Annotated in this window: 22 protein-coding genes; 4 read left to right on the forward strand and 18 right to left on the reverse strand. The window is 38.7% G+C overall.

Annotated features, from left to right (window positions below; genetic code table 11):
* Nucleotides 1–467, reverse strand: a 467-nt coding sequence (locus GA0116959_RS00005; RefSeq protein ID WP_171256835.1) for an acyl-CoA dehydrogenase family protein, incomplete at its 3' end; no start/stop codon positions are given.
* Between the two features lie 249 nt (nt 468–716).
* On the opposite strand from GA0116959_RS00005, the gene GA0116959_RS00010 reads away from it, so the two are divergent.
* Nucleotides 717–1,661: a LysR substrate-binding domain-containing protein gene (locus tag GA0116959_RS00010; protein ID WP_092716936.1), complete on the forward strand. Its 945-nt coding sequence runs from the start codon at nt 717–719 to the stop codon at nt 1,659–1,661.
* Nucleotides 1,662–1,808: 147 nt separating this feature from the next.
* On the opposite strand, the gene GA0116959_RS00015 is transcribed toward GA0116959_RS00010, so the two are convergent.
* On the reverse strand, nt 1,809–2,633 hold the full coding sequence (locus GA0116959_RS00015; RefSeq protein WP_092716939.1) for an SDR family NAD(P)-dependent oxidoreductase: 825 nt from the start codon (nt 2,631–2,633) through the stop codon (nt 1,809–1,811).
* Nucleotides 2,630–3,712 (reverse strand): MBL fold metallo-hydrolase, encoded by a 1,083-nt coding sequence (locus tag GA0116959_RS00020; protein WP_244878544.1) that lies wholly within the window; start codon nt 3,710–3,712, stop codon nt 2,630–2,632. The genes GA0116959_RS00015 and GA0116959_RS00020 overlap by 4 nt, the downstream gene beginning before the upstream one ends.
* Nucleotides 3,713–3,805: 93 nt before the next feature.
* Between GA0116959_RS00020 and GA0116959_RS00025 the strand changes: the two genes are divergently transcribed.
* Nucleotides 3,806–4,459: a TetR/AcrR family transcriptional regulator gene (locus tag GA0116959_RS00025; protein ID WP_092716946.1), complete on the forward strand. Its 654-nt coding sequence runs from the start codon at nt 3,806–3,808 to the stop codon at nt 4,457–4,459.
* A 525-nt stretch (nt 4,460–4,984) separates the two neighbouring features.
* Here GA0116959_RS00025 and GA0116959_RS00030 read toward each other — a convergent pair.
* From GA0116959_RS00030 to moaCB, 5 genes are read right to left on the reverse strand one after another with little or no spacing between them, the layout of a single operon-like run.
* Nucleotides 4,985–5,626 carry an ATP-binding cassette domain-containing protein gene (locus GA0116959_RS00030; RefSeq protein WP_092716949.1) on the reverse strand — a complete coding sequence of 214 codons (642 nt, stop codon included), beginning with the start codon at nt 5,624–5,626 and terminating at the stop codon, nt 4,985–4,987.
* Nucleotide 5,627: 1 nt separating this feature from the next.
* Complete coding sequence (gene modB, locus GA0116959_RS00035) at nt 5,628–6,311, reverse strand: molybdate ABC transporter permease subunit (protein WP_092716951.1); 684 nt, start codon at nt 6,309–6,311, stop codon at nt 5,628–5,630.
* Nucleotides 6,312–6,338: 27 nt separating this feature from the next.
* Nucleotides 6,339–7,088: a molybdate ABC transporter substrate-binding protein gene (gene modA, locus GA0116959_RS00040; RefSeq protein ID WP_092717506.1), complete on the reverse strand. Its 750-nt coding sequence runs from the start codon at nt 7,086–7,088 to the stop codon at nt 6,339–6,341.
* A 22-nt stretch (nt 7,089–7,110) separates the two neighbouring features.
* Nucleotides 7,111–8,340: a molybdopterin molybdotransferase MoeA gene (locus tag GA0116959_RS00045; protein ID WP_092716954.1), complete on the reverse strand. Its 1,230-nt coding sequence runs from the start codon at nt 8,338–8,340 to the stop codon at nt 7,111–7,113.
* Nucleotides 8,340–9,311, reverse strand: a complete 972-nt coding sequence (gene moaCB / locus GA0116959_RS00050) for a bifunctional molybdenum cofactor biosynthesis protein MoaC/MoaB (RefSeq protein ID WP_280513238.1) — start codon at nt 9,309–9,311, stop codon at nt 8,340–8,342. The genes GA0116959_RS00045 and moaCB overlap by 1 nt, the downstream gene beginning before the upstream one ends.
* 1,041 nt (nt 9,312–10,352) lie before the next feature.
* On the opposite strand from moaCB, the gene GA0116959_RS00055 reads away from it, so the two are divergent.
* The gene (locus tag GA0116959_RS00055) at nt 10,353–11,402 is read left to right on the forward strand and encodes an aromatic ring-hydroxylating dioxygenase subunit alpha (RefSeq protein ID WP_092716960.1); all 1,050 of its coding nucleotides are present in this window, start codon (nt 10,353–10,355) and stop codon (nt 11,400–11,402) included.
* Nucleotides 11,403–11,428: 26 nt separating this feature from the next.
* Nucleotides 11,429–12,475: a xylose isomerase gene (locus GA0116959_RS00060; RefSeq protein ID WP_092716963.1), complete on the forward strand. Its 1,047-nt coding sequence runs from the start codon at nt 11,429–11,431 to the stop codon at nt 12,473–12,475.
* 32 nt (nt 12,476–12,507) lie between these two features.
* Here GA0116959_RS00060 and GA0116959_RS00065 read toward each other — a convergent pair whose 3' ends face one another.
* The 10 genes from GA0116959_RS00065 to GA0116959_RS00110 form a co-directional block, all read right to left on the reverse strand.
* Complete coding sequence (locus GA0116959_RS00065) at nt 12,508–13,089, reverse strand: TetR family transcriptional regulator (RefSeq protein WP_092716967.1); 582 nt, start codon at nt 13,087–13,089, stop codon at nt 12,508–12,510.
* 212 nt (nt 13,090–13,301) lie between these two features.
* Nucleotides 13,302–13,745, reverse strand: a complete 444-nt coding sequence (locus GA0116959_RS00070; protein ID WP_092716970.1) for a molybdenum cofactor biosynthesis protein MoaE — start codon at nt 13,743–13,745, stop codon at nt 13,302–13,304.
* Nucleotides 13,746–13,747: 2 nt separating this feature from the next.
* Entirely contained in the window at nt 13,748–14,002 is a 255-nt protein-coding gene (locus GA0116959_RS00075; RefSeq protein ID WP_092716973.1) for a MoaD/ThiS family protein, read from the reverse strand.
* 1 nt (nt 14,003) lies between these two features.
* Complete coding sequence (moaA, locus tag GA0116959_RS00080) at nt 14,004–15,011, reverse strand: GTP 3',8-cyclase MoaA (RefSeq protein WP_092716976.1); 1,008 nt, start codon at nt 15,009–15,011, stop codon at nt 14,004–14,006.
* A 65-nt stretch (nt 15,012–15,076) separates the two neighbouring features.
* Nucleotides 15,077–15,685, reverse strand: a complete 609-nt coding sequence (gene mobA, locus GA0116959_RS00085; protein ID WP_092716979.1) for a molybdenum cofactor guanylyltransferase — start codon at nt 15,683–15,685, stop codon at nt 15,077–15,079.
* Nucleotide 15,686: 1 nt separating this feature from the next.
* A complete protein-coding gene (fdhD, locus tag GA0116959_RS00090; protein ID WP_425304193.1) occupies nt 15,687–16,490 on the reverse strand; it encodes a formate dehydrogenase accessory sulfurtransferase FdhD in 804 nt (267 codons plus the stop codon).
* Nucleotides 16,491–16,553: 63 nt separating this feature from the next.
* Entirely contained in the window at nt 16,554–18,941 is a 2,388-nt protein-coding gene (locus GA0116959_RS00095; protein WP_092717513.1) for an FdhF/YdeP family oxidoreductase, read from the reverse strand.
* 173 nt (nt 18,942–19,114) lie between these two features.
* On the reverse strand, nt 19,115–20,308 hold the full coding sequence (gene fdhA, locus GA0116959_RS00100) for a formaldehyde dehydrogenase, glutathione-independent (protein WP_092716982.1): 1,194 nt from the start codon (nt 20,306–20,308) through the stop codon (nt 19,115–19,117).
* A 126-nt stretch (nt 20,309–20,434) separates the two neighbouring features.
* On the reverse strand, nt 20,435–21,379 hold the full coding sequence (locus GA0116959_RS00105) for a PDR/VanB family oxidoreductase (protein ID WP_092716985.1): 945 nt from the start codon (nt 21,377–21,379) through the stop codon (nt 20,435–20,437).
* A 135-nt stretch (nt 21,380–21,514) separates the two neighbouring features.
* Nucleotides 21,515–22,558, reverse strand: coding sequence for a 2,5-dihydroxypyridine 5,6-dioxygenase (locus GA0116959_RS00110; RefSeq protein WP_092716988.1), 1,044 nt, complete (start codon nt 22,556–22,558; stop codon nt 21,515–21,517).
* Nucleotides 22,559–22,656: the final 98 nt, after the last annotated feature.

Genomic DNA, 22,656 nt, shown 5'->3' on the forward strand with positions numbered 1-22,656 from the left:
GGGTCCGAACCATGATCGGGTTCCGTTAGGCCGAAACAACCAATGTATTCGCCTGTGGCAAGCTTTGGTAAATATTTTTGTTTTTGTTGTTCAGAACCGAATTCATTGATCGGCACCATCACCAATGAGCTTTGTACACTGGCCATAGAGCGGTAGCCTGAGTCGACGCGTTCAATTTCACGGGCCACTAGACCATAGCTGACATAATTTAAGCCTGAACCCCCGTATGTTTCTGGAATGGTCGGACCCAAAAGACCCAATTCACCCATTTCACGGAAGATCTTGGGATCGGTTTGTTCATTACGGAATTGTTCTAACACACGTGGCATGAGTTTGTCTTGGCAATAGGCGTATGCCGTATCACGAATCATGCGTTCATCTTCAGTTAATTGTTGTTCAATTAAAAATGGGTCTTGCCAGTTGAATTGAACTTTTTCATTTTTAGCGGTATTGATCATCTGATTCATCGCGTCCTCTGCACTGTATCATGTTCTATTTATCTGGCTTCATCCTAGAGTGGAACAGCTATGGTTTCAAACGATAATTTTGCATGCAGATATTTGATTTATGCATATCTTAATGTAAAGAAATAGATAACAATTAGTTGAGTTAATGCAGTACTCACTCATCATGCAACGTTTACATCACAACTTCATCAGTTTTGATTTTCATATGCTATTTTTAAATATCTTGTGCGGATAAAAAGGATCTAAGGCATGCGTCGAAACATCCCCTCAATGCAAAGTTTATTATGTTTTGAATCTGCGGCTAAGCATTCAAGTTATACGCATGCCTCACAAGAACTCTGTATCACACAAAGTGCGGTATCTAGACAAATTCAACAACTTGAAGATTCTCTTCAACTTGAATTATTTACCCGTACTCGACATGGCGTAGAACTGACCGTTGCAGGACAACAATATTATAATTTGATCAAGCCACATTTATTGGGATTAGAACAAAGTACTTTAGACTTGATGTCACACAAAGGTTTAGGTGGAACACTCAAATTAGGCGTAGTGCCCACTTTTGCGACGTGTTGGCTCCTACCTAAACTACACCGCTTTAATGAGATTTATCCTGAAATCACCATTCATTTGGAAACCAGTACTAAACCTTTTTTATTTAATGAAAAAATCTTTGATGCTGCAATTTATGCAGGTACACCTCAACAAATTCAGCATTGGCCTGGAGCCGAAACCCATTATTTAATGAAAGAAGATTTGATTGCAGTATGTTCGCCTCAGCTGATTTTAAAAAACTTTCCCGAAGCAGTGAGGATCAGTGAATTTGGCTATGATTTGAGTCCTGAACAACTGATACAACTGCCACTTTTACAGCAAACTACACGTCCGAGCATTTGGCATGAATGGTTTAAAACCCATGAAATGATTCATCCAAAAGTATCTACTGGGCATCGACATGAATTATTCTCTATGCTTGCTGTGGCAGCAAAACAAGGCATGGGTATGACCTTGATTCCGCAAATTTTGATTGAGTCTGAACTGCAAAATAAAGAACTGGTCATCGCATCGAGTAAAAAACTACTGGGTAGTCGTTGTTATTATTTGGTTCATTCACGTCAAGAATCATCCCCACTGATCCAAAAATTTATTGACTGGATTCAGCAGGAATTAAGCATTTCAACACATCAGCAGTAAACTGAAAACACACTCCAATGCCTCTAGAAGAAATACAGAGATTTAGATGACTCAGCATTTTTCGATATCAGTCATTGCCATTTTATGCTTCAATTTCAGCCGCCAGTCTGACTCGTTGACAAATATTCACTGAATCTAAATATATATTTATTTTTTGGTACTCTCGCTCCCTTGTCGGATTTTCTGTTGACGTTTCATCCCAATTTCACGCATTCGTTTGACCTGATGAGCAGTAATACTTGGAAATGCATTGGCCGCTTTAGCAATCACACCACGCCAAGCAGGTAGAACTATTTCTAAGGGTTTATCATGTAAAGCAGGCCCCAGTATTGCCTCTACCACCTCCTCAGTGGTTAAGGCACGCGTACCCGAAAAAGTGAGTGCTGCTTGTGCTTTATCTTTTTGCTGATCCAACATCGGCGTTTGTACTGCATCAGGACAGATCGTGGTCACTGCTATTCCTTGCTCTGCCAATTCCATACCCGCAGCTAAAGAATAACCGCGTACTGCAAACTTACTGGCACTGTATAAGGCAAGCCCCGGCACAGGTGATAAAGCGGCAAGCGATGCCATATTGATAATGTGACCTTTATTTTTTGAAAGCATGTGTGGCAAAACAGCTTGCGTACCCAGAATCGTTCCTTTCACATTAATATCGAAATGCAAATTGATATCGTTCTCTGTTGCATCAGCGACCCAATTTTCACGTAGCACTCCCGCCACGTTACATAACACATCAATACTTTGCCATTGTTGTAAAACTTTTTGGATCACTGCTTCCCAATTTTGAACATGTCGTACATCAAGTTGCTGAACCATTAACTGATCCGTGTTCAAGTTTTGACTTAATTTTTCCAGTTCTGCTAACTGAATATCGCAGGCACATACTTTCGCACCCTGTTTTAACAATTGCTGAGTAAGTGCAAGACCAATACCTGAAGCTGCTCCTGTCACAATAAAAACTTGACTCATTTCCTCACCCCTTGACCTGTTAAGCGATTTGGCAAGGTGATTTGTCCAAATTCCAGTTCTCCCATACGTACAGTCGGTTTAGTCGCAGGAAATAACCAATAACCGTCTGACTCCGAAGATAACGCCATATTAAAAAAGCGTTCATCTTTCGGCCAAGGTCCAGCCACCGATTTTTCTTGAATCATCGATAAGTATTGTTCATTGCCACATTCTAAAGTATTGCCATTAATAATAATTTCAGACTGTGTTCGTTTAGCATAATTGGCAATACCCGCTATTTTCGAATGGAGCGGTGCATAAGAATCCATACTGACGCCATTTTCTGAAGTGACCAATAAACCTTGATCGGTATGCGCCACAATAGAATGATTGCCTTCGGTATGCCCTTTGGTCCGCATTAATGCGACCGAACCATCGCCTAAAAATACACTGTCATCTAAAAGTTCGATCCGACTTGCATCAATACCCAAGGTTCCGTCTGGACAATACCATTGATTTTGCCAAGGCAACAAAGACAAAGTGCTTTCCCATTCTTCACGCATGACCAATAATTTAGCATTGGGGAACAGCGCAGCTTGTCCTTTAGCACCTAGCCAACGAGTCACATTTTGAGTATGCAAATGATCATAAGTTATGTAGTCAATATCTTCAGGACCTAAACCCAATTGTTGTAGCGCGCCTAAAACGGTATTGGTACCCTTCACGATTAACTTTTCCATTTGATTGGAAAATGGTCCTGCGCTCTGGTCAAGTTGCGCGAAGAATGGTGTTTCACGTTGATATTCCCAATCCGAAGGGCTCACCAACAAAGTCTTAAGCCCTTCTTCACTGTCAAATTGAATCACGAATAATTTATTACATAAATGAATAAAAGGCGTAGGCAAAGTAAAGGCATTGAGATAACCGTATTTTGCAGGATAAGGTACACGAATTAATTCGATTGACTTATAAAAACGCACTTTTGGCTTTGCCAGCATGGTTTTTTGAAAGTCTTTGCTGGCTTCACGTATATGATCAATGCGGTCTAAAGGACGAATCGCATCACGTGTGCCCTTAAAATGATAAAATGGGGTCATCATACTCACTGCCGTATCCTTGTCAGTTGATTAATCGGTCTGGATAAATTATTTTTTTACAGACTAAAAATAGCAAAGTATATTAGGAAAGATTTCTTGTCAAATTTAAATGATAGACAGCAACCTGCCCCAGCTAAACGTATTTATGCGAAAAAAAGTGCCACAGATCGTGCACAGGAACGGCATGAGCGTTTATTAGAAGCAGGTTTACAACTGTTTGCGACACAAGGTTATGCACAAACCACGATTGAAGCGTTATGCAGTGAAGCCAAAGTCACCACTCGACATTTTTACCAATCTTTTCAGGGACGTGAAGCTTTACTACTCGCTGTTTATAACCAAATGGTTGAAGAGTTACAAATAGGGCTACTGACTGCCATTCAAGCTGAACATCAAAACATGCAGGAAAAGATACAACAAGTCATTCAAGCTTTGGTGACTCACTATTTAACGGATACACGACGTGCTCAGATCGGTGTATTAGAAGTGGTTGGAGCGAGTACCACTGTCGAGCAACGTCGTCGTGAAGTGATTCATCGTATCGTCAATTATGTTCAAGTATTTTTAAATACCGTCATGCAAGAAAAAAAAATCCCTGAACGAAATTATTACTGGTTGGCTGTAGCCATGGTGGGTGGTATTAATGAAATGATGGCTGAATGGCTCATGAATCGTAGTATAAGCCTTGAAGAATTAGTACAAGAAATTATCAATATAGTAAACTTTATGGCTGGAAATCAGGGAAATTAATTTTATTTTTCAAGGTAATTCTCGCTAAAGATTTACAGCAGTTTAATTTTACTCAAGCTGCTTAAATGCTAATTATTTTTAAAAACAGTGGATTCACTTGAGCTGGGATAAATACAATACTTTATTGTTAGGATGCGCATAGCATGAACTAACGATAAAAATAAAAATGCTTTTAATTTAATGATGATCAAGCAATCTAGTTCTCATTTGAGTCCTGATGCTTATTTAAATTTAGCATTTTAGAATAGATTGCTTGTGGCCTAAATTCAGTAAAATATGTCTAAAAACCATCTAACTTTCATTCAAAATTAGGAATATCCCCTATGTATATTTTAAGATGAAATGTGCAACCAATTAATCGATAGCTGATATTGGCTCTACAAATTCTGATGAAATTCTAACTTTTAAAATACTTCATTTCTTATCACAGACAATTTTTTATTGATTGGCAGCTTAAACTGAATTGAACAACTGATTATTTTTAAATCTCTCAGCTCCAGATCATTTCAATTTTTTTTATTATTTTCAAGCTTCTATTAATTTTCCTTGGTTCAATTGTAAAATAGGAGCATCTAGAAATGCCAATTCTTGCTCGTGATGAGTGACATAAATCATGGGCAAATTCAATTCATCTTGTATTCGTTTAAAAAAAGGTAAAATGTGTTGTTTGAGCTGATGGTCTAAACCCGTTAAAGGCTCATCAAGAAGCAATAGATTGGGTGAAGATAATAAAGCACGTCCAATCGATACTCGCTGCGCTTCTCCACCTGAAAGTTGATGTGCTTTTCGCTGAAGGAGTGGTTTTAATTCTAATAATTTCACCATTTCTTCAAACTGAAATTTTCGCTCAGATTTAGGGACCAGTTTTACTGCATAATTTAGGTTTTGCTGCACATTCATATGCGGAAATAACAAGGCATTCTGAAAAATTAATGCAATTTTTCGTTGATGCATGGGTACAATAAGTTTCTGCTCAGTATCCACCAAAATCTGCTGTTGAAATTGAATACACCCTTGGGTGGGTGTTAATAAACCTACAATATTTTTTAAAAACGTACTTTTACCACTTCCTGATGCTCCAACAACCCCTAAAAGTTGCGATTGCATATCCAGTTTTATCTTCAGGATAAAATCGGCATGTTGATAGTTAAAATCGCATTGCAACATTTCAACCTCCTAATTTACGCTGATATTTTTGTAAAATAAAATAATTGGCGATCAAGGCTGAAAATGCTAAAACCAAAGACAGTACGACTAAGCGCATGGCCATAGTTTCTCCATTAGGTTGTTGCATAAATGAATAAATGGCAATTGGAATAGTACGCGTTTCATCTGGAATATTACCAACAAAAGTAATGGTTGCACCAAACTCACCCAAGCTTCGGCTAAAACATAAAATACTCCCAATCACAATTCCAGGAATTGCCAAGGGTAAATTAATCGTTAAAAATACTTTCCATGGTGCAGCACCCAGTGAACCTGCAATATGCTCCAGCTGTTGATTCATTAATTGAAAAGATAAGCGAATGGGTTGTACCATCAATGGAAAAGCCACAATCATGGAAGCCAAAACAGCACCTTTCCAATTAAAGGCCAATTGAATTCCAAATGTATTTAAAAATTTTCCAATAAATCCCTGATTGCCAAACAAAACCAAAAGCATGTAACCCAGTACAACGGGCGGCAATACCATCGGTAATTGTAATAAAGCTTCCACCATGAATTTAAGGCGAAATTCATGTCTCGCTAACACCCAAGCCAGCGCGATTGAAAATGGTAAGCAAAACAATGTGGCAAAGCCTGCAACTTTAGCAGACAAATATAAGGCACTCAGCTCATCGGGACTGAACATATTCGATTTATCCCTCAGCCAGCTTTTTTAGGATTTAACACTGAAACCATACTTTTGGAAAATCGCTTTGGCTTGCTTACTACTTTTTATAAATTTTTCAAACTGTACGGCTTCTTTATTCTTTTGTCCTTGTTTGGTCAAAGCCAAAGGATACACTATTGGACTATGTGAGTTTGCGGGGAAAATACCAATAATTTTGACCTTGCGACTGATTAAAGCATCGGTTTTATAAACGATACCGACTTGACACTCTTCTCTCTCTACAAAAGCCAAAGCTGAGCGCACATCATCCGTGCCCACAATTCGCCCTTTTAAAGACTCGAACCAATTTAATTTAATCAGGCTTTGCTTGGCATATTTTCCGACAGGAACTGATTCCATTTGCCCTGTACACAAATGCCCTTTGAAGGATTGTGCAAAATTAAATGCAGGTGAGGACTTAAATGCAATATTCAAATTTTGAGGACTAATCGCAACCAATTGATTAAACAGCAACGGCTTTACAGCATTTGAGTGGATCACCTTCTTTTGAACCAGATAATTGACCCAATCCTGATCTGCAGAAAAAAATAAATCACTACTGGCACCCGCTTCCACTTGTTTTGCTAAAGCAGATGATGCACCAAATACAGGCACAATATTCGTGGTTGGATAGTGGGTTTGGTAAATATGAGCAATATCCGTCATCGCATTGGTCAGGCTTGCCGCAGCATACACTTTCACTGTACCTGCTTGTGCAGTGGACAATAACCCCGATAAAACCAACAAACATCCCATTTTTTTGATCAAGCTCTTCTCCTTAATCGATAAATATGCCCTGCACGATTTGACCTTCCTGCATGTTTTTTCCCGCTGGGATACGCACCAAACAATTAGCATGCATTAAATTACTGAGCATATGTGATTGTTGCTTCGATAAACTTTTAACCTTCAAACTGGCTTGATCAAAACTGGCTGACATTCTTAAAAAACGTTCTCGAGCATCCACTTTCAAGTCATGAGTTAAAAGCGCACTGAACCAATTCGGTTGGTGCTTGTATCCCTGTAAGGCATTCAATACAGTTGTCGTGTAAATTTGCATACCCACATAGACTGCGGCCGGGTTACCGGGTAATCCCAGTAAATAACAAGATGAATGGTCTTCTCGCTTAAGGTGAGCAAACAACATTGGTTTACCCGGTTTCTGCTTCACTTTCCAAAAAATTTCTTCAAAACCTAAACTGAGCGTTACGGGCCGAATAAAATCATAATCGCCTACTGAAACCCCACCCGTGGTTAAAATTAAATCATAACGTTCGGATAAATCTTGAATTAATAAGCGCACGGCTAATTCTGTATCAGCCACATGAAAAATTTTAATTTGTTGCCCTGAAGCTTCAAACCAAGCTTGAATTAACGGTGCATTGGCATCAAAAATTTTACCGGACGCTACATCTTCTACATTTTCTGCAATTTCATCACCCGTGATCACTACAGCAACTTTGGGATATTGAAACACTTGAACCGCTTTAACGCCTGCCATACTTAACGAGGCAATCGCTCCGACAGACAGCTTTTGACCTTGTTTCGCCAATAATTGTCCAATGGCAATTTCTTCACCTATATCACGAATATCTGCATGAATTTTTAGATTTTCTGTGATTGCAATGGTAGATGAACTTTGAACTTTTACTATTTCTTGCCGAGCAACTGTCGTTGTTCCTACAGGAATTTTTGCTCCAGTGAAAATTCGAACCGCTTGTCCTAACTTTAATTGTAATGCCGAATGATGTCCTGCCTGAACTTCCCCAATTAATTCAAAAATAGCATTTGGCTCAAGTTCGGCTTGTGCACAAATGGCATAACCATCTACCGCACTTTGTGAAAATAAAGGTAGATTTATTTCAGAATAAATATCTTCTGCTAAATAGTGATTTAGAGCCTGATTTAAGGCAAGTTGCCCTACCGCTAAAGCTTGGGTTTTATCTAAAATTAAATCGAGAGCTTGATCGACAGTTATTAAACCTGATTCTGCACCACATCCTGACATTATTGATATCCACCTTGGTGCGGAATATTTTTTTGCACATCAAATAAATGCACCAAAGCCGGCAATATTGCAATGAGAGACTCTTTGGCACCTTGGCGACTTCCCGGCAAAGTCATGACCAAACTTTGATCAATATAGCCTGCCACTCCACGACTTAAGGCAGCATAAGGTGTACGTCTTTGTCCAAAACTTCGCGAAGCTTCCATCAATCCAGGAATTTCTCGTTTTAATAAAGGCTGAATGGTTTCTACCGTTAAATCTTTTGGTCCCAGTCCTGTACCACCCACAGTCAGGATTAACGGATAGTAATTTTTTTGCTGATCGATTAAAGCCAATAATTGTTCTGGACTGTCTGGAATAACTTGATAGGCAATATCGCTAAAATTGGCTTCCTGTAATATTTCTAAAACATTTTGCCCCGCTGTATCTGGTTTTTTTCCTGCAGCGACAGTATCAGATAACACAATAATCGATGCGGACAATGCTTCCTTTAACACACGCGTAAAGTGAGATTTCCCACCCTTTTTCGTTTGTAATTTGCATTGATCTAAACTGAGGTCTTCGGGTTCACAATGCGGTTTTAACATATCATAAAGCGTTAAACCTGCAAGACTCACTGCGGTTAAAGCTTCCATTTCAACCCCTGTTGGGCCAATGGTTTCGACCACTGCGGTAATCTCGACATGTGCTTCAAACAATTCATACTCTACATCAGCACGATAAATTGGCAGTGGATGGCAAAGTGGAATCAGCTCATCGGTGCGTTTTGCAGCTAAAATTCCGGCAATACGAGCAGTTTTTAAGGCATCGCCCTTATCGGTATTGCCATTACGCAACAATTCAATGCAATGAGGCGGTGCATGTAAAATCCCTGTGGCCACTGCTGTACGATAGCTGTCCGCTTTCATCCCTACATCTTTCATTGCATCTTCCTCTGGTTCATTGCATCTTCCTACTTTTAAGCAACTCAAATTAACATGTATTTAGTGCTTTTTTTAGTGCTTTTAGCTCCATTCTAATTAAAATATAGTTTCCAAAAATAAAGCGATAAAAATCATCTGCCAAGCTCAAGCGATGAGAAAAATCGTTCGTTGTGTTACTCATTTTTGAAGCTATTTTAAAACTTAAGCCAGAACATCATTGCAAAATTCAAGCCAGAATATGACGCAGCTCTGTAAATAAAAAATCCCTTTATTTGGTTTCTTCATCAGATTAAATAATGTCTGTCAAACACACAGCTTACAAACTAGCTTAATAACAAACTAAAATTACATTTGAATTTGTTAAACATGATTACAACATCTTGAGTATGCTCTATAAGAGTCTTTATATATCATCCTTCTGCACTACCGTTAACATTATCTAAGCGCTCTCAACGCTCTTCTTTATTTTTTGACCAAAAAAAATAAAGTGAAAAAATTAATAAATACAAAAACACCAAGAGTAATCAAAATTTTACAATAAAATACTCACCTATTTTTATCAATTAAATTCAATATCTTAAAATATAAAATTAATTTAAAAAGTTTTAACTAAATTTTTCCAACCGAGTTATTAATAGTTTATACACTATATTATTATAAAATAACAAGAAAATAATCTCGTTTTAAAATTGGAAAAATTATTTAAGTATTTTCTTCAAAAAGTGGTTGCGCTTTGTTCAATAACGTTTTAATTTAAGGTCATGTTAAGTGTTCACTTCAATAATTTTTTTATTTATACGTAAAGAAATAAGCATGCACTTATCAGGGATGTGATTCTAGAATCACGCGTAAATCTGTAGTCATTCAGATTTGCAATAAAGGACGAATAAAACAAAAAGTTAATTTTTCACTGTCCTGCAAAGCCAATCAGAATTGTGTCGTGGCTTGAATTAGTGAAAATCGTCAAGCTTAAGCAAGCGAATGATTGGTTCAGCTTCTGAGTAAAACGATTTCATAATTAAAAGAGTGAAAAATTAAATAGCATCGGTGAATTGATCACAACGATCAAAATACAAATGGAGATTGATAATGAGCAGATACTTAAGAAATACTTGGTATCCATTAACTTGGTCAAGCAATGTTGAACGTAGCTTAAAACGCCATACTGTTATTGAAGAAGATATTGTTGTATATCGTAAAGTAAATGGTGAAGTTGCTGCACTTTCAGATGCATGCCCACACCGCCTTGCACCACTTTCAATTGGTCGTTTAATCGGTGATTCAATTGAATGCGGTTACCATGGTATGACTTTTGATTGTTCTGGACAATGTGAAAAAATTCCGGGGCAACGCCGTATTCCTTCTAATCTTCAAGTTCGTAGCTACCCTGTCACCGAAAATATGGGAATGGTTTGGATTTGGATGGGTGATGAGGAAAAAGCAGATAAATCTAAAGTCTTTGACCTCAAAGAATTCCACGATCCTAAATATAGTTATGTGCTAGGTGATGCATTGCATGTCGATGCAAATTATTTAAATTTAGCTGACAATTTATGTGATCCTTCTCACGTTGCTTTCGTTCACCAATCCACTTTATCTAACAAAGAGCATGGTGAAGTACCAGTTCATCACGAACGTCTCGAAGATCGAGTAGTGACTTGGCGCTGGATTAATGATTCCCCCCTTATCCCTGTTTTTAAAGGTCTAGTTGACTTTGGTGGAAATGTAGATCGTTGGCATTATTACCACTATTTTGCCCCTTCTGTTGCCATGATTGACTTTGGTTCTGCACCAACCGGCACAGGTGCAGAACAAGGAAATAGAGATAACTGCATCCAAATGTTTGCTTGCCATTTTATCACCCCAATTGATGAGCGTACCTGCATCCAACACTGGCTTTGTGTCAAAAATATTCCTTCTGATCCAGAAAAAGACGCCAAACTTTTGGCAGGTTTACGTATGGCATTTGATGAAGATAAAGCTGTTTTGCAGGCGATTCAAAAAAATGAAGACAAACTTGTAGATTTCAAAAGAGTACGTATCGCAATTGATGTTTCCACAGTCAAAATGCGACAAATGTTGCAAGAAATGATTGAGGAAGAACAACTTGAAAGCATTCCTTTCACTGAAGTGGTGTAAAAACTAGAGTCAAAAGTAGGTTTAAAATGAATGAGCTTTTAATTGGTTGTAATGGTCGTGGTGTTCAGGATTCAAATTTTGAGCATCCTGTATCTTTAGATGAACCCAGTATTGAAGAACAGTTCCGTCTGGTGAAAGATGCACAATTTTTTAACTTTTTTGATCGAATGCCATTACCAAATCAAATGGATTTGTTCAAATCACTGATTGAGAAATATGATCTTCCTGTACATACCACCAGTTGGTTATATGAAGTCGGTACTGATGATGAACGCTTAAAACAAAATTTTGCACTTTCAAATGAAATTGGTGCAACGACACATAATATGATGGTCTATTCACATGATCAGCAAGGTCATAAAATCTCCAATCAACAAGTGATTGATTATTACCTATTTGCCTATGATGAAGGTATGAAACAAGGCGTCGAACCGAGCTTTGAATTGCATGTCAATATGTGGAGTGAAGACCCTCGTCGAATTACGCCTGTCGCTCAAGCCGTAAAAGCTCGTGGTATCCCCTTCAATTTTACTCTAGATTATAGCCATGTGATTTTCAAGATCGGCAATCAGCAAGAGCTTGCGGTTTCAGGGATTCTGGAGGATGTACAACAAAGAAAAATCGTTTTAGATCCATTTGAACCAGACAATTTGGTAGATGAATGGATTGAACAGGATATTATTCGCTGGTTACAAATTCGCTCCGTCGCACCCAATGGACCACGTAACATTTGGGCGCCCCATGACCCATTTGAAACCAAAGCATTATTGCCTAAACGTCCCTCTTTTAAGGTACAAGCAGGTGATCCTGGACGAGGAATTTTGTATCCATTTACCCAACCAGAACCCGGTGAATGGCATTCAGAATGGTTTGCCCACTTGGTTGAACCGTGTAAAGAAGTGGTTCGAAAAGTCCTTAAAAACCACAAAGATAATCCAAGTTCAAGATTGCGTTATATCACCACAGAAATGATCACACTTCCGGATTATGGCTTAAATGCGAAGTTTTCATTAATTGGACAAAATGCAGAAATTGCCAAATTCACACGCAATACATGGCAAAACCTACATTAAATCAAAATAAATAAAAGGAGCACATGCTCCTTTTATTTTAATAACTGATTTATCACTGATTCTTGAATGTGCTGCAACCATTGACTGCAAGCCTCAGATTGCATCATGTCAGTATCTAACCATTGCTTACAGGTATATTGATGTCCGACATAAAAGAATCCCATCGACATAATGGTTAACAACACAAACTCAGCTTTTGCCTGTGGTTTAAAAATATCCTGATCTTTCCCCAATTGTAAAATCGCTTCTGTTTTTTCTAGTAATTCCAAAGGAGCTTGCTTAATTTTTTCCGATTTTGCAAAAAATTCGCCACAAAGCAAATTCTCTGACATGACTAATCGAATAAAATTTGGATGGGTTAAGTAATAATTCCATAATTGTGCCACCATTTCTTTAATGGCCTGCAATGGATTATCTTCAGTAAATTGAAAGTCTTTTTGTGCTAAAACAATTTCTTTATACATCTCTTCTAAAACAATTTGATAGAGTTCTTCTTTATTCCCAAAATGGTAATACAACATTCGATCTGTCGTTTCAGCATTACTACTAATGCGGTCGATACGCGCACCTGTATAACTATATCTACAAAATTCTTCTTTCGCAGAATCAAGAATTCGCTTTTTTAACTCTTCAGGATTTTTTTTTTAGCATGCATTTTTTTTAAAGGCACATTAACCACTCTATTATTCATTTCTTTTTGACCTTAACATAAATACGCGTTTGATCCTATCAACAAATCTATACCCAAAAAATCAGTAAAAATTGCTCCACAAAATAGGACGATGAATCAATAATTCACATCAATATTTTGATTACGCTTAAAATTTCACACCGTGGCATGATCATGACGGATACAACACCCTGAAACAAACTGACTTGTTCCATCCAAATAAAACTCTTCTTTCCATACTGGAACTTCATGCTTCACACGCTCGACCGCTTCTTCACACGCAGCAAAAGCTTCGCGGCGGTGTTCTGCATATGCAATTGCGAGAATGGCTTTTTCACCAATATCCAAATAGCCCACACGATGAATCACCCGCACATAATGTACTTGATGTTTTTGCTGAATATCTTGTTCAATTTGACGAATCATTTTTTCAGCTACTGGTGCATAAGCTGTATATTTCAACGCTTGAACCGCTTGACCATCATGATGATTACGCACTGTTCCAATAAAAACACCAATTCCTCCACACTGGGGAAATTGTTGAATTGGAGCAAAACTCTCTACCCTTAGTGGAGTATCTTGAATTCTGAAAAATGTCATCTTTAACCTCCCGCCACAGGTGACAATAGAACCAAGGTACAATCCAAATCAATCGTGTTATGGCGTGAAATAATATTTTCCCCTATAGCGCAGGCACAGAGTGAAATCGCCTGTTCAGCTTGAGGATGATTTTTGATTAATTGATTTAACACCTGTTCAACCTGAATTGGATTTTCCACTTTCAAATGAATCGTTTCGGCAGGTAAAAACCGCGTAACCCCACCATAAGCCTCTATTTGAATATTAATTTCATTCATTTTAACCTCCTAACATATGCATACTAATTTTTCGAGGCTGTTTTTTCGCATAAATTGCGTCAAATCCAGATTCTTTCTCCCAAACATATTGTTGAATTTTCTGTTGCAATTGCTTTTTCAAATCAACATTAGGATTTGCCAATAAAACATCCAATTGCGGTTTTAAAGCCAAGCCTTCAGTCGCAAATAAACAATTATATAACTCACCTTGAGCTGTCATTCGAATACGATCGCAACTGCCGCAAAATGCATGACTAATGGTTGAAATAATCCCTATTTCATACTGTTCATCGAGCAAATATCGTCGTGCAGGTTCACTTCCTTGAGTTTGTAATTGAAGTTGATATTGAGTCGCTAAAACCGTCAATATGTCTTGTTCCGTGATTACATTTTGCTTTTGCCAATGTGCATCGCCATCTAAAGGCATAAACTCGATAAAACGTAAGCTCATATTTTTGGCTTTTGCCCAAACCACCAGTGGTAAAATTTGATCTTCATTTTGTCCATTAATGAGAACTGTATTAATTTTAACCGCCAATCCGACCTGCTGTGCCTGTTCAATTCCGCTCAGAACTGGCTCTAGATCATTCTTGGTAAGCTTGTGAAACTGTTCAGCATCTAGCGTATCTAAACTAATATTTAAGTCGTCTAGCCCTGCTTGCTTTAAAGCCAATGCATATTTTTTTAAATAATGTCCATTAGTGGTCATGGAAATTCGTTTTAAGCCCAAAGGCTTGAGCTGTTGTAATTGTTCAATAAAATGCACAACGCCTTTACGCATGAGCGGTTCGCCGCCTGTAATACGAATACTCTCAATACCGCCTTGAACCATTAATTCACAAAATTGATAAAGTGCCTCAAAACTGACTAAATTTTTCTTCTTCATCCACTCTGGATGCTCTGGCATACAGTAGCTACATTTAAAGTTACAACGATCTGTCACAGATATTCTTAACTTACGTTTTTCTCGACCAAATTGATCCACCCAGAACGAGGCTGTATTTTGCATTTTCATCATCCTCAATATGCAAGCCATTTTTCAATTCATTACTTTTAATTTACTGACTGACCCTGTCATATAGGCAACGCGTTTTGATACTGGGTTAGTTCGAGTTCCGAATTGATACTGTGAAAATAAAGTGTGGGTTCATTAACTTTAACGACAGTGGCATTCAAGGCATCAAAACATCTTTTTAAGCTCAGCTTTTTTTGACTTACATGCTGCTTGATGACCTTCACAGCACTACGTTTAATTAAACAAAACGGATATAAAGCTTGATGATTGATTTCAACATAAGCCACCAAACTAGCGGAGTTTTTCCTCAACGCTAGATGTAAATCTTGATATATTAAGCTCGGAATAACCGTAATATCGCATGGAAGGAACAAAATATAATCTGCTTTGACGTGCGTCCATGCCGTTTGCATACCCATCAAGGGTCCTTCAAATCCTGAATTTTCATCAGTGAAGCACTTTATATTGGGCTGAATTTTTTGATAGATTGTATGATCACGATGGCTGTTCACCCAAACTTGTGTCACCTGATCATAAAAGGCCTGATAAATTTTCACCAGCTGTATCTGTGTATCAAATTGCTGTAATAATTTATTTTTTCCTTGCATCCGAAGCGCTTGACCACCCGCCAAAATCACCAATTCCGTTTCGGGTAAAATAGCATCCATCTTAACGTTCCTGCTGAATTTGAGTATATAAAGCAAACCGTTTTTCTCTGCAAAAACTTGCTAAGGTTAATCCTGCCTGCTTAGCTAAATCAATTGCTAAAGTACTTGGCGCAGAAATAGTCGCCAACATAGCAATATTCAATTGAGCACATTTACGAATCAACTCATAGCTTGCCCGACTGGTCATAAAAACGAAGCCTTCCGCAACTTGAATATTTTGTATTGCAAGATAGCCCAGTAATTTATCTAAAGCATTATGACGTCCAACATCTTCAAAAATGGCCTTAATTTCTCCCTGCTCCACCCAAGCAGCCGCATGTGCAGCACCCGTTAAACCTGTAAGCGGTTGATGAAAATTTAAATTTTTAACGGCTGGCTCGATTTGATTCAACCAGTGTGGGTTAAAAGGTGTGGTCACCTGAGGAAGAAGCTGTTCAAATTGTTGTAAACTTTCAATTCCACACAATCCACAACCACTTCTTCCCACCAATTGACGACGTTGCAGCTTTAATTTCACAAAAGCGCTGGAAGCAATCTTCATCTCTATGACAATGCCCAGTTCACTGTACTGAACGTCAATCGCATATAAAGCATGCAAATTTGGAATAATTCCTTCTGATAAACTAAACCCTTTGGCAAACTCCACCAAATCTATCGGTGTTGCCATCATCACGACATGAGAAATACCGTTATACACCAACGCTATAGGGCACTCTTGGATCACAAAATCTTCCAGAGTTTTTTTAGACTCTGCTTGGATACGCGTTACTGTTCTTGCTTCACAGCCCATTGTGCGCTTTTCAATACCTTTTTGGGTCACCACTTCGCCATTTAAACAAGTGGATAACAGATTGCTCTGCAACATGACCTAATTTTCCTCGTACTGAACGGCCAAATTTTCAGGCATTTCAATCTGCTTTACAGGAAGTAAAATCACGGGAATATTTTTAGAGGCTGGAATTTTTGCCCTTTTGTCATGACTGCTTAAAGCTACCAATGGATTGGTTTCAGGATAATATGCACCTAAACAGCCACGTGGAATATCATAGGGTACAATTCTAAATTGATGAACCACCCGTTTTACGCCATCCGAATAAATACTTTCAATATCCACATATTGTTCAGCAGCAAAACCAGCCTCGCAAATATCTGTTTCGTTCATAAACAAAACACGACGTAACCCAAACACGCCACGATATCGATCATCTAAACCATATAAGGTAGTATTGTATTGGTCATGCGAGCGCATGGTCATGAGTGTATAGATTTTTTGGGTTTTATATTGTGCTGTAAAACGATGTTCATCGTCTGCATAAACATCCTCTAATGAGGTCATTATAAATTCAGCTTTTTGGCTTGGTGTACGCCATTCATGCTGATTTGCTGGATGAGCCAAGTTAAAACCACCCGGCTGATAAACCTTCACATTAAAATCATGAAAATCTTCAAAAACCTCTGCAATGGCATTACGAATACGATCATAATTTTCAATATACCAGCGCCATTGAATTGTGCTGTTTGGCAAAACTTGCGCTGCTAAACGCGCCACAATATCAGGCTCAGACAAGAGATGCTCAGAAGCAGGCTCATTTCTACCAGCCGATAAATGTACATTACTCATCGAGTCTTCAACCGAAATCGATTGCGGTCCGTGTTTTTGTAGATCGACTTCCGTTCTACCCAAACAAGGTAGAATTAATGCATCTTGACCACAAACTAAATGACTGCGATTTAATTTCGTCGCGACATGGGCCGTTAGCTCGCATTGTCTTAAGGCAAAATGTGTATATAAGGTATCCGGCGTTGCTTCCGAAAAATTCCCACCCATCGCAAAAAATACTCGAATCTGTTTTTGGGCCATGGCCTTGATCGTGTCCACTACACCTAAACCATGCTTTCTTGGGGTCTGCATTGCAAATACACGATCTAAATTATCAAGTAACTTTTCAGGTGGATGCTCATTAATGCCCATGGTGCGGTCACCTTGTACATTACTGTGCCCCCGAACAGGACAAGCGCCAGCACCCGGACGACCGATATGCCCACGGCATAACAGTAAATTACTCAACATATGAATATTGGCAACTCCATGACGATGTTGCGTCATGCCCATGCCCCAACAAAAAATAACTCGTTCAGCCTCTACAAACATGGTCGCCAAATGTTTCAATTCTTGAGCTGACAATCCAGTTTGCTGATGAATATCTGCCCATGAAGTGCGCGTAACTTCTGCTAAAATCGTTTCGAAACCTACACTCTGGCTTTGAATAAAGTTCTGGTCAAAAACAGAAGCCTGATCCTTTAATTTACGCTCATTGTCCCATTCGTATAAATGCTTCATCATGCCAACCAGAAGAGCATAATCTCCACCAATTTTTGGCTGAAAATAATTGCGACTAATTGGAGTACTACCATTGGTTAGCATTTCCAATTTATCCTGCGGATCTTGAAAACGCTGTAATCCCCGCTCTTTTAAAGGATTAATCGAAATAATATTCGCACCACGGCGTGATGCTGCGCGTAAAGTACTCAGCATCCGCGGATGATTGGTTCCCGGGTTCTGGCCAAAAATGAAAATCGCATCGGCCAATTCAAAATCGTCAAGTGAAACTGTACCTTTCCCTAGCCCAATGGTGTCTGTCAGACCATAACTGGTGGCTTCATGACACATATTGGAACAATCAGGAAAATTATTGGTGCCAAAACTGCGAATAAACAGCTGATATAAAAATGCAGCTTCATTACTGGTACGACCAGAGGTGTAAAAAGCAGCTTCGTCTGGATGATTCAAAGCATGTAATTTTTCAGCGATTAATTTAAATGCATCATCCCAACTGATTGGAACATAATGATCTGTCGCTGCGTCATAACGCATCGGCTCGGTCAAACGACCTTGTAGCTCAAGAAAATAATCACTCTGCTGTGACAACCAAGTGACACTGTGCTGAGCAAAAAAATCAGCACTTACCCGTTTACTGGTGGCTTCAAAAGCGATTGCTTTCGCACCATTTTCACAAAAATTAAAAGCATGGCTGTTTTTCTGTTCAGGCCAAGCACATCCAGGACAATCAAAACCCGTGGGCTGATTGGCATTAAGTAAAGTAATCGCGCCTTTTTTTACAATTTCCTGCTTTTTTAAATTACGCGCAACACTTAATAACGCTCCCCATCCTCCTGCCGCATGGTGATAGGGTTCAATTTTTCCAAAAGTTTTATTCTGAACCAGATTATCCGTTTTGGTCGCATCTTGTTCCATATCAATATCCATTTAATATTTCAATAAACTAGGTGTAGTAATCCTTAAATTACTACACAATCGATTCAACTCACTATGCATATTTTAGTTTTACATGATTCAATATCTACATTATGTTCCCGTTATAAGCGACTTCGCTTTACTCAAGGAAAATATGTTTTATCTAAGCCATGCTAACTAAAACTTTTATGTGGATCTATCACAAACTTTTTAGGCACACCCAAATCAAATTCATTATAACCACGCGGTGCGTCGTCCAAACTAATGACTTCTACTCCCACAATTTTTGCAATGTCTAAACGTCCCCACATAATCGCTTGCATTAGCTGACGGTTATACTTCATTACAGGCGCTTGACCCGTATGGAAAGAGTGTGATTTGGCCCAACCCAGTCCAAAACGAATACTTAAACTGCCATTTTTGGCAGCCAAGTCCAAAGCACCCGGATCTTCGGTTACATACAATCCAGGAATACCAATTTGCCCTGACACACGGGTCACTTGCATCAATGAGTTTAAAACAATGGCGGGGGCTTCTTGTTGCACGCCGGCGTGTCCATGTCCACGTGCCTCGAATCCAACGGCATCAATCGCACAATCTACTTCGGGTTCTTTTAAGATATCTGCAATCTGTTCATGCAAAGGCGTTTCTTTAGACAGATCAACCACCTCAAAACCTTGAGCTTTAGCGTGAGCAATACGCGCGGGATTAATATCGCCCACAATAACCACGGCTGCACCTAAAAGACGTGCTGAGGCAGCGGCCGCAAGCCCGACTGGACCTGCACCAGCAACATATACTGTACTACCCGGTTTTACGCCGGCAGTTACAGCGCCATGATAACCTGTGGGTAAAATATCCGATAAGCAGGTTAAATCAAGTATTTTTTCCATCGCTCTATCGCGTTCTGGCAATTTCAATAAGTTGAAGTCGGCATAAGGCACCATTACAAATTCAGATTGCCCACCCACCCAGTCACCCATATCCACATAACCGTATGCTCCACCCGCACGAGCAGGATTAACAGTTAAACATACACCGGTATTTTGTTCTTTACATGATCGACAGCGTCCACAAGCTACATTAAAAGGAACGGAAACCAAATCACCAATTTCTAAATTTTGAACATCACGTCCTTTTTCAATCACTTCACCCGTAATTTCATGCCCTAAAACCAAACCCACTTGTGCAGTTGTACGACCACGCACCATATGCTGATCGGAACCGCAAATATTGGTTGAAATGACCTTTAAGATCACCGCATGTTCTATTTTTTTACCTCGTGGATCATGCATTTTAGGATAGCCAATTTTCTGGATATCCACCTTCCCTGCACCCACATAAACCACACCTCTATTATCAAACATAACTACTCCTTAGTTTTTCGATTCAATCGATCCATGAGGATCTTTTACATGAACTATAATCATGACCTTCAAATCCAGTTATCCATCTCAAATTTAAATTTCTAAATCAATTAGATGGATGACAACTTAAATTTCAATAATTAATTTTTTAGTTTTTGCACGCGAACAACAGGGTAAAAACTGTGTATTTAAAGCTTTTTCTGCTTCTGATAAATACATATCTCGATGGTCTGGTTCACCCTGTACAACTTTGGTGATACAGGTTCCACAAATACCCTGCTCACATGAAACAGGAATAAAAATATCATGGTCTTCCAAAACCTGAATAACTGTTAGGCCTTTAGGCACCACAAATTGCTGTCCAGTAGCACTAATTTCCACAATAAATTCTTTATCGTTGCCAGCTTCAACATTCCCACCTACAAAATGTTCTTTATGTATTTGTGCATCACTCCATTTCAACTTTCTTGCTGACTGAATAACGAAATCCATAAAACCATTTGGCCCACAGACATACAAATGTTTACTTTCATGAGGTTGATCGAGCAAAAGATTCATTTGTGCTTTAGTTTCTGGCTCATCATCGAGATGAAAATAGACATGGTTCTGAAATTTACTTTCTAGCTCTTTCGCAAATGCCAACGCATCATAACTTCTCGAAAAATAATGCAATTCAAAATCAATATTTTTTGCACTTAATTCATGTGCCATCGCATAAATGGGCGTAATCCCAATTCCACCTGCAAATAAAATCGCTTTTTCTGTGCTCGGTAAAATTGGAAATAAATTACGAGGTTCACTAATGGTAATGGTTTTACCCACATGAAAACTTTCATGAATAAATTTTGAACCACCCCGTGAATTACTGTCATTTAATACGCCAATCACATAACGATCTGACTCAGTACTACAATTTGCTAGCGAATATTGACGGGTTAAGCCATTGTCTAAATGCACATCAATATGTGATCCAGCTGTAAATTCAGGCAAGTTGGAACCATTTTTTGCAACCAACTCAAAACCCAAAATTTGTGAAGTTAATGGGATGACTTCTTTAATTAAAACTTCCATTTTTCTCACTCCAAATAGTGCTCTTTACTTTTTATTCCTCGATGTAGTTCAATTTTCCTTAATCACTACCGCCATCGCATTACTGAGTTGTCGCTGGAAAATCTAAGCTATTTTTATCACCTGAATCAGAGTCGATTACATGCCTTCTAATTGTAAAGATTTACCATTTTCAACCACCATGATGTCATCCAATTTCACCGTGCAATTGCGTAAAGGAATATCCATATGACAAGGTGTTTTACGGCTACCACCGACTTCAGTATTTGGACCTGTTGAAAATAAAAAGTTTCCATCAAATGCTCGTGCATCCATACACATACCGTCATTCTTGTCATGCAAACCCATTGCTGTCCACTGTGCACGGGGCTGTAAACCCCACCCGATATGTGAAATACCGTATGCTTCAGGATCTTTAAAATACTTCATATAATCACGAAGATATTCAGCTTCAAAACCACCATGAATTTTAGTGATAAACCCTTTATCAATTTCCAACGTGACTTTTTCACGCACATACATTTTGAACGGTAATAGAATATCCCCCACATCTAAAACCAGTGTTCCTTCTGCACTATTTTCATTTGGCCATGTAAACAAGAACCCACTTGGCCAATGGTCCCAACGACCAGGTTCGTCAGCAAAGCCATATTCTGTCACGGCAGGATATTGTCCTAATGGTGCATAAAAATCTGTACCTGCTGCTGAAGTAACATGCATGGATTTGGCTTTTTTCAGGAACTTTTCTGCTGCCATAACGCGCTGCTTGTCGTCTAAAGTCGGCAGCATACGTGCTAATACTTCTGGTGGTTCAACAGCTAAAATAATTCTTGTGCCTGTTTTTAAAATTTGCTCTTGCTCTGGAGAATGAAGCAGCATCATCGTGTCTATGATCAAATCTGCTGCTTCTAAAGCACGTTGTGCAGCCAAATTTCCAGTGAGTGCGGTATCTCCACAATATGCAGTCATATCATTTCCCATCGCGATAGGATGATTAAATGAAGGTAATTCAAGAATAAAAACTTTTGCTTTTAAACGTAATGCAGCATCCATTGCAGCCTTTACAGTACGCTCATCTGAATAATGACTTTTTAAAATCGCAACCGTTTGTGTTTCGTCTACTTTTGACAGCTTTAAAACCTGTTCAAAATTTTGAGTGAACTCACTATTATTAATTGGCATTTATCTTTCCTCTTCCCTGATACATATATATGCGACACCGATCAAAAATATCTAATTAAAAGTGTACACACTATAAATACACAAATACAGTGCAGATA

It is taken from the genome of Acinetobacter albensis, assembly GCF_900095025.1.
GTDB classification, from domain to species: domain Bacteria; phylum Pseudomonadota; class Gammaproteobacteria; order Pseudomonadales; family Moraxellaceae; genus Acinetobacter; species Acinetobacter albensis.